This window comes from Streptomyces sp. NPDC055243 (assembly GCF_044544025.1).
In the GTDB taxonomy this organism is placed as follows: Bacteria; Actinomycetota; Actinomycetes; order Streptomycetales; family Streptomycetaceae; genus Streptomyces.
Window position 1 is genome coordinate 136917 of record NZ_JBITWR010000013.1, and the last position, 14661, is coordinate 151577.

Sequence of the window (14661 nt, forward strand, 5' to 3'; positions counted from 1 at the left end):
CGCCGCGACCGAGCAACCCATGTCCCTCTGGGAGAGGTGGAGAACGCGTGGTGGCCGCAGACGACCAGCCCGAGACGATGTCCATACCCTTCGACGTGCCGACGTCGGCACGCGCCTACGGCTGGATGCTCGGCGGCAAGGACAACTACGCGGTCGACCGCGACTTCCTGCTGCGGACGCTGCCCGACTTCCCCGAGTGCGTCGACATCGCCCGGCAGAACCGCGAGTTCCTCTTCCGGGTCGTGCGCCATCTGACCCGGGCGGGCATCCGCCAGTTCATCGACATGGGCTGCGGCCTGCCGACCGACGACAACGTCCACCAGGTCGCACGGCGCTTCGCACCCGACACCCGCGTCGTCTACGTCGACATCGACCCGATCGTCCTCGCGCACGGCAGAGCGCTGCTCGCCGACGACTCCACCACCACCGTCATCAACGGCGACATGCGCGACCAGGACGCCATCCTCGGCCACCCCGACATGACCCGCCTCATCGACTTCGACGAGCCGGTCGCGGTGCTCTTCCTCTCGGTGGTGCACCACCTCACCGACGCCGACGGCCCCCGCCGCGTCCTGCGCACGATCATCGACCGGGCGGCGCCCGGCAGCTACCTGGGCCTCTCGCAGGTCGTCGCCGACGACCCGGCGCGCGGCGCCGCGATGAGCGCGCACATCTCCGGCGGCGGCGTCCCCTGGCAGACCCGCACCCCCGCCGAGCTCGACGCGTTCCTGGACGGCCTGGAGCCGGTCGAGCCCGGCCTGGTGAACCTGGTCGACTGGCGCCCCGACGCCGACCAGCCCCCGCTCGCCCCGGTCCACGAGGACCTGGCCCCCTACCTGGGCGCCACCGAGCAGAGCAAGGGGATCTACGAGTACGGGGGTTTGCTCCGCAAGGCATAGCCATACACAATGGCGTGCATGATCCAGCACCTGACCGCCGCCGTGAGGACCTTCGGGGTCCCGTGGCGGTGCGGGTGCGAGCGATCGGGTCGCTAGCTGCCCGGGGATGCGTCTCCAGCCACCACGGAGTTCCGTCTCCGTACCGCCACCCGCTCACTCGCCACTGAAGGATCACCATGGCCGTGGTTTCCCCTGCCGTTTCCTCCGCTGCTCCCGTCGCCTCTCCCACGCTCCGCGAGGCCCGCGTACCCGCCGACGGCATGTACGAAGGCCGCCGAACCCTGCGCCGCGTACCCGAGGGCTGGGAAGAGCGCCCGTACGAACTGATCGACGTCGTCCCCCAGGGGAGGCTCATCGGCGCCGAGATCCGTGGCGTCGACCTCGCGCGGCCGCTCACTCCCGCGCTGCGCGAGGAGCTGGGCCGCGCCCTTCTGGAGTGGAAGGTGCTCTTCTTCCGGGGCGCCAAGATCACCTCCGAGCAGCAGCGCGCCTTCGCCCTGAACTGGGGCGAGTTGGAGACCAATCCGCTGCTCGCGCGAGGGTCGGCCGACGACGTCGTCCGGTTCGACAAGGGCGGCAGCGCCACCCCCACGTACGAGAACGTCTGGCACGCCGACGTCACCTTCCGCGAGCGCCCCGCGCTCGGCGCCGTCCTCCAGCTGCGCGAGGTGCCGCCGGTGGGCGGCGACACGATGTGGGCGGACATGGCGGCCGCGTACGACAACCTCCCCGACGAGGTGAAGGCACGCATCGAGGGGGCTCGCGCGGTGCACGACTTCATCCCCGGCTTCGCCCGCTTCTACGGGCCCGAGAAGCTGATCCCGCTCCAGGAGCAGTTCCCGCCGGTCACCCACCCCGTCGTGCGCAGGCACCCGGAGACCGGGCGCAAGATGCTCTTCGTCAACACCTCCTTCACCACGCACATCGTGGGCATGGAGCGGGCGGAGAGCGACCGGCTGCTGAGCTACCTGGTCCGCCAGGCCCAGGTCCCCGAGTACCAGGTGCGATTCCACTGGCAGGCCGGTGACGTCGCCTTCTGGGACAACCGCTCCACCCAGCACTACGCGGTCGACGACTACGCCCCGCACCGTCGCGTGGCCGAACGTGTCGCGATCGCGGGCGACCGCCCGTACTGATCCGTCGGCCACCGGCGGGCGACCGCCGGTGGCCGGGACCTTTCGGAAGGAACCTCATGTCAGCCGCAGCGCGCTTCCCGTTGACACCCGAGCCGATCCACGTCCCCGACGCGGTACTCGACGACCTCAGGACGCGGCTGCGGCTGACGAGGTGGCCCGACGACACGGGCAACGACGACGGGTACTACGGAGTGCGCCGCGGCTACCTCCAGGAGCTGGCCGAGTACTGGCTGCACCACTACGACTGGCGCAAGGCCGAAGCGGCCATCAACTCCTACGAGCACTACCGGGTGAGCGTCGACGGCGTGCCCGTGCACTTCATGCGCAGGCCCGGCGTCGGCCCCGCCCCCACCCCGCTCATCCTCACGCACGGCTGGCCCTGGACCTTCTGGCACTGGTCCAAGGTCGTCGACCCGCTCGCCGATCCCGCCGCGTACGGCGGCGACCCGGCCGACGCGTTCGACGTCATCGTCCCCTCGCTGCCCGGCTTCGGCTTCTCCGCCCCGCTGGCGGACCACCCCGACATGAACTTCTGGAAGGTCGCCGACCTCTGGCACACCTTGATGACCGACACGCTCGGCCACGAGAAGTACGCCGCCGGGGGCTGCGACATCGGCGCCCTCGTCGCCGGTCAGCTCGGCCACAAGTACGCCGACGAGCTGCACGGCATCCACATCGGCTCCGGCCAGAAGCTCGATTTCTTCAACGGTGACCGGGGCTGGGACCTCAGTGGCGGCCGGCCGATCCCCGAGGGCCTGCCCGAGCCCGCCCACCGCCAACTGCTCTCCCTGGAACGGCGCTTCGCCGCCCACCTGGCCGTCCACGTCCTGGGTCCCAGCACCCTCTCCTACGGGCTCAGCGACTCACCGGTCGGACTGCTCGCCTGGATTTTGGAGCGCTGGGACAAGTGGAGCGACAACCGCGGCGACGTGGAGAGCGTCTTCTCCAAGGACGATCTCCTCACGCACGCCATGATCTTCTGGGTGAACAACACCATCGGCACGTCGGTGCGCTACTACGCCAACGCCAACCGCTACCCGTGGACGCCCTCGCACGACCGGCATCCGGTCGTCGAGGCCCCCACCGGCCTCACCTTCGTCGGCCACGAGAACCCGCCCGGAGTCACCACCACCGAGGAGCGGATCCAGAACTGGCTCGCCGGTGACCGGGCCGACTGGTACCGGCACGTGAACCTCAACGCGCACGAGAGCGGCGGCCACTTCATCCCGTGGGAGATCCCCGAGGGCTGGGTGGGCGACCTGCGCCGTACGTTCCACGGCCGACGCTGAGGCGTCGCCCGCGCCCCTCATGCGGGCTCAACGCTCCAAGGAGCGCTGCCACTTGACTTCGCCGTCCTGCCGCTCGTCCGTGGGGGTCAGCCCCGCGGCGGTGGCGACGGCGGCCGATGCCCGGTGGTCGGGGTGGACATGGGCGATGATGCCGCGCACGTCCGGCTGCCCCGCGAGCCAGTCGACCAGGCCGCGGGCCGCCTCGACCGCGATGCCCCGCCCCTGCCAGGGAGTCCCCACGACCCAGGCGATCTCCGCGACCAGCGCGGCGCCGCCGTCGGCGGCGGGGCCGACCGTCGCCTGCACCGTCCCGGCCAGGCGGTCCTCGTCGCGCAGCCGCAGCACCCAGTTGCACCAGGAGACCGCCGGGTCGGGGGAGCCCGCGGTCATCCGCCGGTAGCGGGCGCGCAGGGCCCGCGGATCGTCCGGAGAGCCGCCGATGAAGGTGTGCAGGGCGGGATCGGCGAGCACGTCGGCCATCTCGTCGGCGTGCTCGACCCGCAGAGGTACGAGGATCAGGCGGGCGGTGCCGATCTCCTGGGCGTGGACCGCGGTCATGGACGACTCCCTCGGCGGGTTCATGGACGACTCCCTGAGCGGGCCGACGCGGCACGCAGCGTAGCCGAGGGGCGCGTGGGCAGGGCGTGCGGGTGAGCGCGGGCGGGGTTGTCAGTGGTGGCTGCGAGGATTCCGGCCATGAACCCGCCTCGCCTCACCGACATCGAGAAGGCCGTGCGCGCCAGTTGGGGACCTGACACCTACCCGTCGGACTCCTCCCGCGCCCGGCCCCCGGACAACCCGGCCCGAGGCCAGTGCGGCGTCATCGCGCTGGTCCTCCAGGACCTGCTAAGCGGCGAGCTGATACGGGGCGAGGTGCGCGTGGCCGACGAGTGGACCGACCACCACTGGTGGAACCGCCTGGGCATGGGCTTGGAAGTCGACCTCACCCGCGAGCAGTTCACCCCGCAGGAGATCGTCACCGGGGGCGTCGTCATCCCCCGCCCACCCCAGATCCGCCGCCTCCGCGAGGAGTACGAGTTGCTGCACGCCCGGGTCCTGGAGAGGCTGGGCGGCCCACGGTGACGGAGGAACCACCCCGCCTGATCGTGCTGCGCGGCAACTCCGGCTCGGGCAAGTCCACCGTGGCCCGGCAGCTGCGGGACCGCTGTGGCCGGGGCCTGGCCGTCGTCGGGCAGGACGCGGTGCGCCGGGACATCCTGCGCGAGCACGACATCGCGGGCGCGGCCAACATCGGGCTGATCGACACCATCGCGCGCTATTCACTGGCCCACGGCTTCCACACGGTGGTCGAGGGCATCCTCACCGCGTCCCGGTACGGCGACATGCTCCGGTCCCTGTACGAGGACCACGCGGACCGTGCCTTCTGCTACTACCTGGACGTGCCCCTGGCGGAGACACTGCGCCGCCACGCGACCCGCCCGCAGGCGGCCGAATTCAGCGACCGCGACCTACGCGACTGGTATCGCGAGGGCGATCGCCTCCCCGGGGGCATCGAGCGGATCGTCCCCGAGACCAGCACCGTGCGCGAGACGGTCGAGCGCGTCATCGCCGACAGCGGTCTCGCCGCCGGGCCCGGGGCCACGACCACGTGAGTCTCGGCTCACGCCTCGGGCAGGTTCTGGCGGCGGGCGAGCAAGAAGGATCGTTCGGTGGCGTTCTCCGTGCGGGTGAGTGCGGCGTCGTACGCGCGTGCCGCCTCGGCCGTGCGGCCCAGGCGGCGCAGCAGGTCGGCGCGGATGGCGTGGAAGAGGTGGTAGCCGTCCAGGGCGAGCTCGTCGACCAGGGGCAACGCCTGGGCGGGGCCCTTGACTTCGGCCACCGCGACGGCGCGGTTGAGGGCGGCGACCGGGCTCGGGGCCACGGCAAGGAGCTGGTCGTACAGCTGGAGGATCTGGCCCCAGTCGGTGGCGGCCGCGGTCGGCGCGTCGCTGTGCACGGCGTTGATCGCGGCCTGGATCTGGTAGGGCCCCGGCCGATCGCGGCGCAGGCAGCGGCGGACGAGCTCCTGGCCCTCGGCGATCAGGGCGCGGTCCCACCGGTCACGGTCCTGGTCGGCGAGGAGGACGAGCCCGCCGTCCGCGGTGGTCCTGGCCGCGCGCCGGGACTCGGAGAGCAGCATCAGCGCGAGCAGGCCCACGGCCTCCGGCTCGTCGGGCATCAGCTCGGTCAGGAGCCGCCCCAGGCGGACGGCCTCCGCGCAGAGGTCGTCGCGGACGAGCGCGTCACCCGCGCTGGCCGTGTGCCCCTCGTTGAAGACGAGGTAGACCACGGCGAGGACCGCGCGGAGCCGTTCCGGCAGGTCGGCTTCGTGGGGGATCCGGTACGGGATGTGCGCGTCGCGGATCTTCCCCTTGGCCCGCACGATCCGCTGGGCCATCGTCGGCTCCGGCACCAGGAAGGCGCGGGCGATCTCCGTGGTGGTCAGCCCGCCCAGGAGACGCAGCGTGAGGGCGATCCGCGCGGCGGGGGCGAGCGCGGGATGGCAGCAGGTGAAGATCAGACGCAGTCGGTCGTCGCGCACGGGTCCCTCCCCGGCCGGTGGCTCCTGGGCGTGCAGCAGCGCGGCCCGCGCGTGCCGGTCGTCGCGGGACGCCTCCCTGCGGAGGCGGTCGATCGCGCGGTTGCGGGCGGTGGTGATGATCCAGCCCGCGGGGCTCGGCGGCAGGCCGGCGGACGGCCATCGCCGCACCGCCGTGGTGAACGCTTCCTGGACCGCCTCCTCGGCGATGTCGATGTCGCCGAAGACACGGACCAGGACGGCCACCGCGCGCCCGTACTCCGCACGGAAGACCCGCTCGATCACCTCGGAGGTGACCTCCGGGGAGCCCGTCGCCACTAGCAGGTTCCGTGCTGAAGGGGCCTGACCTCGACGGGCAGTGTGATGGCGCGGGCCACCTTGCGCCCCCATGCGAGCGCCTCGTCCAGATCGGCCGCCCGGATGACGGTGAACCCGCCGAGATGCTCCTTGCCCTCGACGTACGGGCCGTCGGTCGTGAGCACCTCGCTGTCCTTGACGCGCAGGACGGTCGCCGTGCTCGACGGGAAGAGACCACCGGCGAACACCCAGGCGCCCGCCTCCCTGAGCTCGGCGTTCACCGCTTCGACGGCACGCATGATCGGCTCGAGGACCTCCGGAGCCGGTACGCCGCCGTCGGGCTGGTAGACGCTGATCAAGTACTGGTTCATGGCTGCTTCTCCCTGGTGAATCGCACCCGTCGCCGGTCTCGTGCCGGCCTCTCACTGTCCATACGAACGGCGACCGGTCGGATCGACAGGGGGGGGCGAAGGACCTGCCCGGTCGCGGTGGCCGCCCGGTGCCTTTCGCCGGGCGATGCCGGTCAGTGGTCGGAGATGATCGCGTCGAGGTGCCGCAGCGCCGCCGTCACCCGCGCCGGATCGTCGAAGAACGGGTCGTCCGGGACGGGCAGCGAGCCCGCGAGAGCGATCCCGCGGCCCCGCGCCCACGTTGCGTCGTCGACGCCGACCGCCGCGCGGAAGGCGCCGCGGGCCTCGTCCGGCAGGAACAGCCAGGCGGGCAGCAGGTCGACCGCGGGGTCGCCCACGGCCAGCGTCCCGAAGTCGATGACGGCGCTCAGGCGACCGTCGACGGCCAGGAGGTTGCCGGTCGCGAGGTCGCCGTGGACCCACGTCGGCGGACCGTCCCACGCGGGTGCCGCGAGGGCCGCGTCCCACACGGCCGTCACCGCGTCGCTGTCGACGAGCCCCGCCACCCTCAGCTTCGCGATCTTGGACCGGACGAGGGAGTCGGCGAACAGGGAGTCGCACTCGGTGCCCACGCGTGCGCCGCGGAAGGCGTTGCTGAGCCGGGGGCCCGGGCCGCCCGTGGGGTCGATCCTGCGCAGGGCGGTGACGAACCCGGCGAGGTCGGCCGCCGCCCCGAGCGGATCGGCGAGCGAGTCGGTGGTGGCCGTCTCGCCCTCCAGCCACCGGTACACCGACCAGGGGAAGGGGTAGCCCTCACCGGGCTCGCCCCTGCCCAGCGGCTCCGGTACGGCGAGCGGCAGCCGCGGGGCGAGCCACGGCAGCCACCGCTGCTCCGCCTCCACCTGCCCGACCCACCGGCGGTAGCGCGGCAACCGTACGGACAGGTCGTCGCCGAGCCGGTACGTGGCGTTGTCCATGCCGGACAGCGGGACCGGCGTGAGCGGCAGGTCCGCCCACCGGGGGAACTGCGCCGCTAGCAACCGGCGGACCAGGTCCGTGTCGATGGTCGGATCGCGATCGGGCTCGTGGTCCTCGTCGGGTCCTTCTGATGGCATGGGCAACCCCCGGTCATGCAAAGCGCCTTGGACATCGCTCAGGGCGTCGTCCAAGGCGCTGTCGTGGATGTCGAGGCCTCATCCCACCGTCGGGGCCGAGGTCGCGTCCACTCAATTACCGCCGGTTGCGCGGCAGATGGCGATCAGAACGTGAGGGCCGCGCCTTCGGAGAGGCTCGCCCGCATCTCGCAGTCGTTGCCGAAGCTCTGCGACCACGCGACTCGCCTGCCCTGCCACACGCCGTCGACGGTGACCACGACGGGCTTCCATTCCTTCGTACAGGCCATGCCGGACGACGTGCCGACCAGCTGCGCGAACTGGGCGTCGACCGCGCGCAGTTCGGCGCAGGCGGCGGACGCCGAGGGGTGGGTCCCCGAGGCCTTGGGCGAACAGTTCAGGGTCACGGCGCGCTGCATGATCGCGGTGTCCGCCTCTTCGCCCTGGCCGACCGCCATGACCAGCGACGAGGGCGCGTAGAGGCTCGCGGAGGCGGCCTGCGGCTGGGCCTGCGCCGTGCCAGCGGTTCCGGACATCACGCAGGCGGCCACGACAGCGGTGGCGCCCACCGTCTTGAGGAAGAAACGCACGTCAAGTCTCCTTTGTTGCGGGTGTGTTGCTGGTTGCAGACGGGAGTCTTGCCGGTGCGGAGAGTGAGCTCCAAATGTATGGTCGATTTCCGGATGCATGTGTCCGCTGAGCGGTCGCCGGGCGGCTGTTCGGGCAGCTCAGGATGGGCGGGGGAGGCAGGGGAGGGCGCGCGAAGGGTGTCCAACATGTGGACCGGAAGCGATGGTGCAAGCAAGAACAACCGCTTGACCTGCGAAAACAATTGATCTGATTTTCTACCGGAATCGATGGTCGACCGGAAAGCATCGGTGCTAAGGGCTCCGGAGCCGCGGCGACCGAGCACCGGCCCCCGCCTCAGCCGAGCCTGACGGTGATCCTCTGTGTCATCCCCTTCGTGCCGCTGAGATCCCCGAAGGTCAGCTTCAGGGAGGCGCCGGTGACCGCCGACGTGACCGTGGCGGGTTTGGCCGTCACCGCGGACACGGCGCGGTTCCAGGTGAGGGTCAGGGAGGTCTGCGCGCGCATCGGGTCACTCACGCAGACGACCGCGGTGCCGTCGCTCTTCTCGCTGATCTGCACGGAGCAGGGCGCGCTCGCGGTGAGCTTGCCCACCGTGCCGCCGAACCAGAAGTTGGCCCCGGTGAATCCGAGGGAGGGAACGGAGACCCCCTGCTGGCTGTCGGAGTTGGCCGGCACCTGGAGCCAGCCGGTCTCCGCCGACCTGGCCGCCGTCTGCGCCGCGCTCGCGCCGGGCATCAGGGCGTAGGCGTACGTCCCGTTCGTCGGGGCGGTGCCGTGGTCGACGTACAGCGTGAGGTACGTGCGGGCGATCGCGGTCGTGGTGCCGCCCTTGTTGATGTCGCTCCACTTGCCGGAGCGCTCCTCGCGCAGCGCCTTCACCGTCGCTCCGCCGGGGAAGACGTAGCCGCCGTGGCCCCCGATGTGCGCCCACTTGGCGCCCGTGAGGGTCGCCGACCAGGGGGCGCCGGTGGGCTTGGCGGCGCCGTCCACCTGGAAGGGTGCGGTGCCCGTGGGGCCGAGGTTGCGGTTCTCGACGGTCGTCTCGACCGCCGCGCCGTCCGTGCAGACGATGCCCGCGCCCAGGCAGACGATCGCGTCGTCCAGGCAGAACCACGACTTCTTCGCGCGCAGAGTGCTCTGCAGGCCCTTCACGTACTGCCCGATGGAGGCCCGTTGGCCGTCACTGGCGCCGCCCACCCACTTCACGTCCGGCATCGACGCACCCCAGTCGCCGCCCGCCGCGTCCGCGAGCGCCTTGCGCGAGGCCGTGATGCCGGGCAGCCGGTAGGGGTCGACGGTGGGCCAGAAGGCGTCGCTGTACTGCCCGTTGGCGTAGGTGTCGCCCCACCAATAGAGCATTCCGGAGCCGGTGTGCCAGCCCCGCAGATTCTCGCCGTTGCCCGTCTCGTAGTACGTGATGCGAGGATCGGCCATGCTGATCGAGGCCGCCCAGCCGGGGCGCCGGTGCGTGGCGCGGGCCATGTTGGGAAACAGGCGGTGACCGGTGGGTTCGGCGATCGCGGTCACCGACGCGTCGGCCTCGACCCCTGCGAGACGGGCCAGACTTGTCAGGCCGAGCGAGGAGTCGCCCAGCGGCGGGCTGTAGTAGTCCCGCCGCATCCAGCCCTTGACCAGGCCGCGCCAGCGCGCGTTCTCGGCCGCGCTCGCGCCCTGGCCGAGGAGTACGACGGCGGACATGATGGGATGCCCGCGCCGGTGGTCGTCGGCCTGGATCTTCTTCGCGTCGGATGCGGAGAGCCCGCGGCTGATGGCCCGGCCCGCCACACCGTCCATGACGAGGCCGTTGAAGATGAACGGGGCCCACGCCTTCTCCACGGCGTCGAAGACGATCTGCTTCTTGGCGTCCGTGACCTCCCAACTCGATCCGCGCAGCAGGGAGAAGAGCATGCCGAGGCCGCCGAGCATCACCGATCCGTACGACCCCGTGTAGGGCACGGTGGTGTGCTGGATGAACGAGCCGTCGGTGTAGAGGCCGTCGCCGGTGCTCACGTACGGGAAGACGGGGGAGAGGGCGTCCCTGGCCAGCGCGATCTTCGCGGAGTCGGCGCCGACGACCCCGCGCAGCGCGAGCACGCGGCACAGGTCGACGCGGTTCGCGCCGGTGCTCGTGCCGGTGTAGCTGCCGACCGCCGAGTCGGGCACGAAGTGGTCCACGGCCTGGCAGTAGTTGGCCACTTGGGTCGCCGACAGGTGGTCGTACATCAGCACGCAGACGTCGAGGAGGTGCTGCGGGGCGCCTATCTGCCAGCTGTACCAGTTGCCGAACCGCGCCTGGTTCTCGTTGTAGACCTGCGTGTGGAGATGGTCGAGGCCGGTGAGGATGTCGGCCTTGAGGCCCGCGTCGCCGGTCAGGCCCGTGCCCTCCTGCCGGTAGGCCTGGGCCATGGTGTTGAGCCTGCTGTAACCGGTCACCACGTTCGCCGAGTAGCCGTAGGACTCCTGGTCGGTGTCCGGATCCGGATCGGCGTACGAGGCGTCCGGCCACAGGGAGCCCGTGGCGGGGGCCATGGTGGAGCGCAACTCTCTCGCGGTGGCGCCGAGTTCGGCGAGTCGGCTCTTGAAGGGCTCGGCGGTGGGGGAGAAGCCCTCGCCGAGGATCAAGGTGCGCCACTTGGTGCGCAGCGTCTCGTACGCGTCGGCCGCCGGTGCCGGGGCCGCTGCCGCCTCGTCGGAGGGCAGCGCGCCCGAGGCCGTCAGGGCGAGCGCGGAGCCGCCGGTGGTGAACAGGAAGGCGCGGCGGGACCAAGGAGAGTGCATGGGGTCTCCGATGGTGGTGGGGGAGGGGAGCACGAGAGAGGGGAGGGGAGGAGAGAGGCGGAAGGGGCTCGGGAGCCACGCGAAGAGCAAGCGCTTTCTAGCATGGGTCTAGGCCACTGCTCAATGGGTCGCGCAACGCGCTGTAGCGTCAGGGGTATGAACGATCACGCAGTGGTGGATGTGGGCGACGTACGCCTGGCCTATCGGACCTGGGGCGACTCGTACGGAGCGCCCGTCGTGCTGCTGCACGGGCTCGGCGATTCCTCGGCGAGCTGGGAGCAGGTCGGACAGCTGCTCGGCCAGGAGTGGCGGGTGTACGCCCTCGATCTGCGCGGGCACGGGGAGAGCGACTGGCCGGACGAGTACTCGGTCGAGCTGATGCGCGACGACGTGCTCGGCTTCCTCGACGAGCTCGGCCTCGACCGCGTGGGCGTGGTGGGCCACTCCATGGGCGGGGTGGTGGCGTACCTGCTCGCTCAGGAGCACCCGGACCGCGTCGAGCGCCTCGTCCTGGAGGAGACGCCGCCGCCCTACCCGCGCGACATGGTCGAGGCCCCGCGCCCCGAGGGCGCCCTCGACTTCGACTGGCCCGTGTCCCCCGCGGTCCGCGCCCAGATCTTCGACCCCGACCCGGAGTGGGCCGAGCGGCTCGGCGAGATCGTCGCACCGACCCTGATCGTGGCGGGCGGCGCGGACAGCAGCATGCCGCAGGAGCGCATCCCCGACATGGCCACGGAGATCCCCGACACCCAGCTGATCACGATCCCGGTCGGGCACTCGGTGCACGAGGCGAGCCCGCAGCAGTTCGCGGAGCAGGTCAGCGAGTTCTTCACCAGCTGAGTCGAGCCGGTCCGTGTCGGGGCGGCGGACGGTGCGGCGGACGGTGCGGGGCGTGGGGCAACCATGCCCCGCACCGCGTCCGTCAGGGCTTACGCCGACCGGGGCCGTGACTGGTAGAGGCGTGTGTAGTAGCGGCCCTCCGCCTCCAGGCCCGTGGGGTCGTCGCCGGCCTTGAGTACCTGGTCCACCGCGTTGCTCTGCTCGGTGGGGTCACTGAACAGCCGCTGCGGATAGGTCCGTTCGGGATCGGTCTCGGTGTCGAGGCCATGGGCGTCCAGGACGGCCAGGATCTCCTTGAAGGGCACCGTACGCAGGACGAACGCGCTCACCCACACCGGGACGCGCGTCGCGTCGAGAAGCGCGTCGAAGGTGTGGTGGGTGATGTAGCCGATGCCTCCGGTGACGGTGATCAGGCCGACGCGCCCCACCGCATCGCGCAGCCCGGCGCTGGGCGGGTGCCGCTCCAGGTTCTCCGCATAGGCCTCGTCGAGCAGCCCCACCTCCAAGGCGTAGCGGGTCGCGTTCTCGGCCGTATCGAGGCCGATGACCGGGACCGCGTCCGCCCGCCGCCGCGATGCGTAGAACTCCTTGTCGGACTCGATGAGTTCGCCGCGGGTGAGGGCGGCGGTCTCCGCGCTGGTGTAGTGCGCGTACAGGTCCGCGAGCGTGAGGTCGTGGTTGAGCAGCGCCGCGTTGATCCCGTAGGAGCAGCAGAGGTCGAGGACCGTGACGGGGAGGTGGGTGCCGCGCTCCGCCGACCGCTGGGCGAGCGTGTCCCGGAAGACGTCCTGAGCCTGGTGCGGTATCTCGTACTCCAGGGGGGCCAGCGTACGGAAGTAGGCGCGGGGGTCGGGCTCGTCGTAGATGTCGTCGAACCGGGTCTTGCCTGCCGGGGTGGTGGTTCGGGCACCGGTCATGAGGCATGCCTCCTCGTGCTGAGTGGCGGGTCTACGGTGGCGATACGTCTACCTGACCCATGGCTCAACCCGATAGACCTCCTGGCGGTAACCGGCCATGACAGCGGTCGCGCGTCTCCTCGGCCGCCCCGGCCCGCGCCCTGTGCACGCTGGTCAAAGGCCGATGATCCGCACCTGTCCGACAACTCCCGCGAAGCTGGTTCAGGCCCGAACGGCTGGGACCATGCCTACGCCGCCGCGGGCCGTTCCGGGATCTGCTCCGCCGCGGGGGCGGGTGGTGCGGGTGACATCGTCTGTGCCTGCTGAGCCTTCTCCAGGAAGCGCAGCAGCTCCACGGGGAAGGGCAGGACGAGGGTGGAGTTCTTCTCCGCGGCGACCGCCACCACCGTCTGAAGGAGCCGCAGCTGGAGTGCGGCGGGCTCGTCCGCCATCTCGTGCGCGGCCTCGGCCAGCTTCTTGGAGGCCTGCAGCTCGGCGTCCGCGTTGATCACGCGGGCCCGCCGCTCGCGGTCGGCCTCGGCCTGCCGGGCCATCGAGCGTTTCATCGTCTCCGGGAGCGACACGTCCTTGATCTCCACCCGGTCGATCTGCACGCCCCAGCCCATGGCAGGGGAGTCGATCATCAGCTCCAGGCCCTGGTTGAGTTTTTCGCGGTTGGAGAGCAGATCGTCCAGGTCGCTCTTGCCGATGATCGAACGCAGCGACGTCTGCGCCATCTGCGAGACCGCGAAGCGGTAGTCCTCCACCTTGATCACCGCGTCCGCCGCGTCGATCACCTTGAAGTAGATGACGGCGTCCACGCGCACCGTGACGTTGTCCCGGGTGATGCCGTCCTGCGCCGGTACCGGCAGCGTCACGATCTGCATGTTCACCTTGTTCAGCCGGTCCACGCCGGGGACGATCATGGTGAATCCCGGCTGGCGGATCTCCTCCCGCAGCCGGCCCAGGCGGAACACCACGCCCCGCTCGTACTGCTTGACCACGCGCGCCGCCGTCGCCACGTACACGAATCCCGCGGCCGCCACCGCGGCCCCTGCTGTGAGCAGCTCTTCGACCATGACGACCCCCCTATCTTCCGAGTCGCCGTCATTACCAAGATATGCCCAGGTTTGTCCATGGTCGAGCCCTTGCCGCCCGCCGCCGACCGGGGTGGGACGCCGCTGACTAGGGTGGGGACGGTGTTCACCTCCCAGGGACCCACGCTCCGCGAACTGACCGTGCAGGCGCTCTCCTCCATCGAGGACGGCTACGACCTGCTGGCCCCGAAGTTCGATCACACCCCCTTCCGCACGCCCGACCGGATGCTCGACGCGGTCGCCGACACGCTGGGCGGCCTGGGGCCGTTCGACGCGGGGCTCGATGTCTGCTGCGGCACCGGCGCGGGCGTCGAGACGCTGCTGCCGCTGTGCCGGGAGCGGGTCACCGGCGTCGACTTCAGCGCCGGGATGCTGGCCCAGGCCCGGGCCGCCGTCGCCCGTCGGGACGGCGGGCCCGCGGTGCAGTGGGTGCGGGCCGACGCCCGTGCCCTGCCCTTCACCGAGGCCTTCGACCTGGCGGTGAGCTTCGGGGCGTTCGGACACTTCCTGCCCGCCGAGCGGCCGCAGCTGTTCGCCGAGGTGCACGGGGCGCTGCGGCCCGGCGGCGTCTTCGCCTTCCCCGTCGGCGCGCCGCAGCGCATGACCTCGCCGCTGTACTGGGCGCTGCTCGGTTTCGACGTGGCGATGCGGGTGCGGAACCAGCTGTGGCGTCCGCCGTTCGTCATGTACTACCGGACCTTCCCGCTGCGCGGTGTGCTCGACGACCTGCGCGGGGCCGGGTTCACGGTGCGGCTGCACCCCCTGGAGGCATTCGGCCGCCGCGCCGACGGCAGCCCCCACTGGTGCCTCGTCGAGGCACGGAAGGCCTGAGCCTCA

General features: G+C 71.2%; 15 protein-coding genes. 7 read left to right on the forward strand and 8 right to left on the reverse strand.

All coding sequences use genetic code 11. The features are described from left to right. Positions 1 to 50 precede the first annotated feature (50 nt). The 3 genes from ACIGXX_RS32165 to ACIGXX_RS32175 all read left to right on the forward strand — a co-directional run bounded on the left by ACIGXX_RS32165 (position 51) and on the right by ACIGXX_RS32175 (position 3324). Positions 51 to 899, forward strand: a complete 849-nt coding sequence (locus ACIGXX_RS32165) for an SAM-dependent methyltransferase (RefSeq protein WP_383821637.1) — start codon at positions 51 to 53, stop codon at positions 897 to 899. 260 nt (positions 900 to 1159) lie between these two features. Next, complete coding sequence (locus ACIGXX_RS32170; RefSeq protein WP_399981053.1) at positions 1160 to 2035, forward strand: TauD/TfdA dioxygenase family protein; 876 nt, start codon at positions 1160 to 1162, stop codon at positions 2033 to 2035. Between the two features lie 56 nt (positions 2036 to 2091). Beyond that, positions 2092 to 3324 carry an epoxide hydrolase family protein gene (locus ACIGXX_RS32175; RefSeq protein WP_399980877.1) on the forward strand — a complete coding sequence of 411 codons (1233 nt, stop codon included), beginning with the start codon at positions 2092 to 2094 and terminating at the stop codon, positions 3322 to 3324. 27 nt (positions 3325 to 3351) lie between these two features. On the opposite strand, the gene ACIGXX_RS32180 is transcribed toward ACIGXX_RS32175, so the two are convergent. After that, a complete protein-coding gene (locus ACIGXX_RS32180) occupies positions 3352 to 3882 on the reverse strand; it encodes a GNAT family N-acetyltransferase (RefSeq protein ID WP_383821634.1) in 531 nt (176 codons plus the stop codon). A 138-nt stretch (positions 3883 to 4020) separates the two neighbouring features. On the opposite strand from ACIGXX_RS32180, the gene ACIGXX_RS32185 reads away from it, so the two are divergent. Next, complete coding sequence (locus ACIGXX_RS32185) at positions 4021 to 4407, forward strand: hypothetical protein (protein ID WP_383821262.1); 387 nt, start codon at positions 4021 to 4023, stop codon at positions 4405 to 4407. After that, the gene (locus ACIGXX_RS32190) at positions 4404 to 4937 is read left to right on the forward strand and encodes an AAA family ATPase (RefSeq protein WP_399980881.1); all 534 of its coding nucleotides are present in this window, start codon (positions 4404 to 4406) and stop codon (positions 4935 to 4937) included. The genes ACIGXX_RS32185 and ACIGXX_RS32190 overlap by 4 nt, the downstream gene beginning before the upstream one ends. Before the next feature lie 8 nt (positions 4938 to 4945). On the opposite strand, the gene ACIGXX_RS32195 is transcribed toward ACIGXX_RS32190, so the two are convergent. From ACIGXX_RS32195 to ACIGXX_RS32215, 5 genes are all read right to left on the reverse strand, one after another. Then, entirely contained in the window at positions 4946 to 6181 is a 1236-nt protein-coding gene (locus ACIGXX_RS32195) for an RNA polymerase sigma factor (RefSeq protein ID WP_383821259.1), read from the reverse strand. Beyond that, a complete protein-coding gene (locus ACIGXX_RS32200) occupies positions 6181 to 6531 on the reverse strand; it encodes a YciI family protein (RefSeq protein WP_361466942.1) in 351 nt (116 codons plus the stop codon). The genes ACIGXX_RS32195 and ACIGXX_RS32200 overlap by 1 nt, the downstream gene beginning before the upstream one ends. 152 nt (positions 6532 to 6683) lie before the next feature. Continuing rightward, entirely contained in the window at positions 6684 to 7625 is a 942-nt protein-coding gene (locus ACIGXX_RS32205; RefSeq protein ID WP_399980886.1) for an aminoglycoside phosphotransferase family protein, read from the reverse strand. Between the two features lie 143 nt (positions 7626 to 7768). Further along, on the reverse strand, positions 7769 to 8212 hold the full coding sequence (locus ACIGXX_RS32210) for an SSI family serine proteinase inhibitor (protein WP_351164360.1): 444 nt from the start codon (positions 8210 to 8212) through the stop codon (positions 7769 to 7771). A 334-nt stretch (positions 8213 to 8546) separates the two neighbouring features. Continuing rightward, positions 8547 to 10991: a polysaccharide lyase 8 family protein gene (locus ACIGXX_RS32215; protein ID WP_399980890.1), complete on the reverse strand. Its 2445-nt coding sequence runs from the start codon at positions 10989 to 10991 to the stop codon at positions 8547 to 8549. A gap of 156 nt (positions 10992 to 11147) precedes the next feature. Here ACIGXX_RS32215 and ACIGXX_RS32220 point away from each other — a divergent pair, with 156 nt between their 5' ends. Further along, positions 11148 to 11831: an alpha/beta hydrolase gene (locus ACIGXX_RS32220; protein ID WP_351164363.1), complete on the forward strand. Its 684-nt coding sequence runs from the start codon at positions 11148 to 11150 to the stop codon at positions 11829 to 11831. Between the two features lie 89 nt (positions 11832 to 11920). On the opposite strand, the gene ACIGXX_RS32225 is transcribed toward ACIGXX_RS32220, so the two are convergent. Both ACIGXX_RS32225 and ACIGXX_RS32230 read right to left on the reverse strand, forming a co-directional pair. Then, positions 11921 to 12748, reverse strand: a complete 828-nt coding sequence (locus ACIGXX_RS32225; protein ID WP_366464304.1) for a hypothetical protein — start codon at positions 12746 to 12748, stop codon at positions 11921 to 11923. A gap of 227 nt (positions 12749 to 12975) precedes the next feature. Next, positions 12976 to 13806 carry a slipin family protein gene (locus ACIGXX_RS32230; protein WP_351164366.1) on the reverse strand — a complete coding sequence of 277 codons (831 nt, stop codon included), beginning with the start codon at positions 13804 to 13806 and terminating at the stop codon, positions 12976 to 12978. Positions 13807 to 13926: 120 nt separating this feature from the next. Here ACIGXX_RS32230 and ACIGXX_RS32235 point away from each other — a divergent pair, with 120 nt between their 5' ends. Continuing rightward, a complete protein-coding gene (locus tag ACIGXX_RS32235; protein ID WP_351164483.1) occupies positions 13927 to 14655 on the forward strand; it encodes a class I SAM-dependent methyltransferase in 729 nt (242 codons plus the stop codon). Positions 14656 to 14661: the final 6 nt, after the last annotated feature.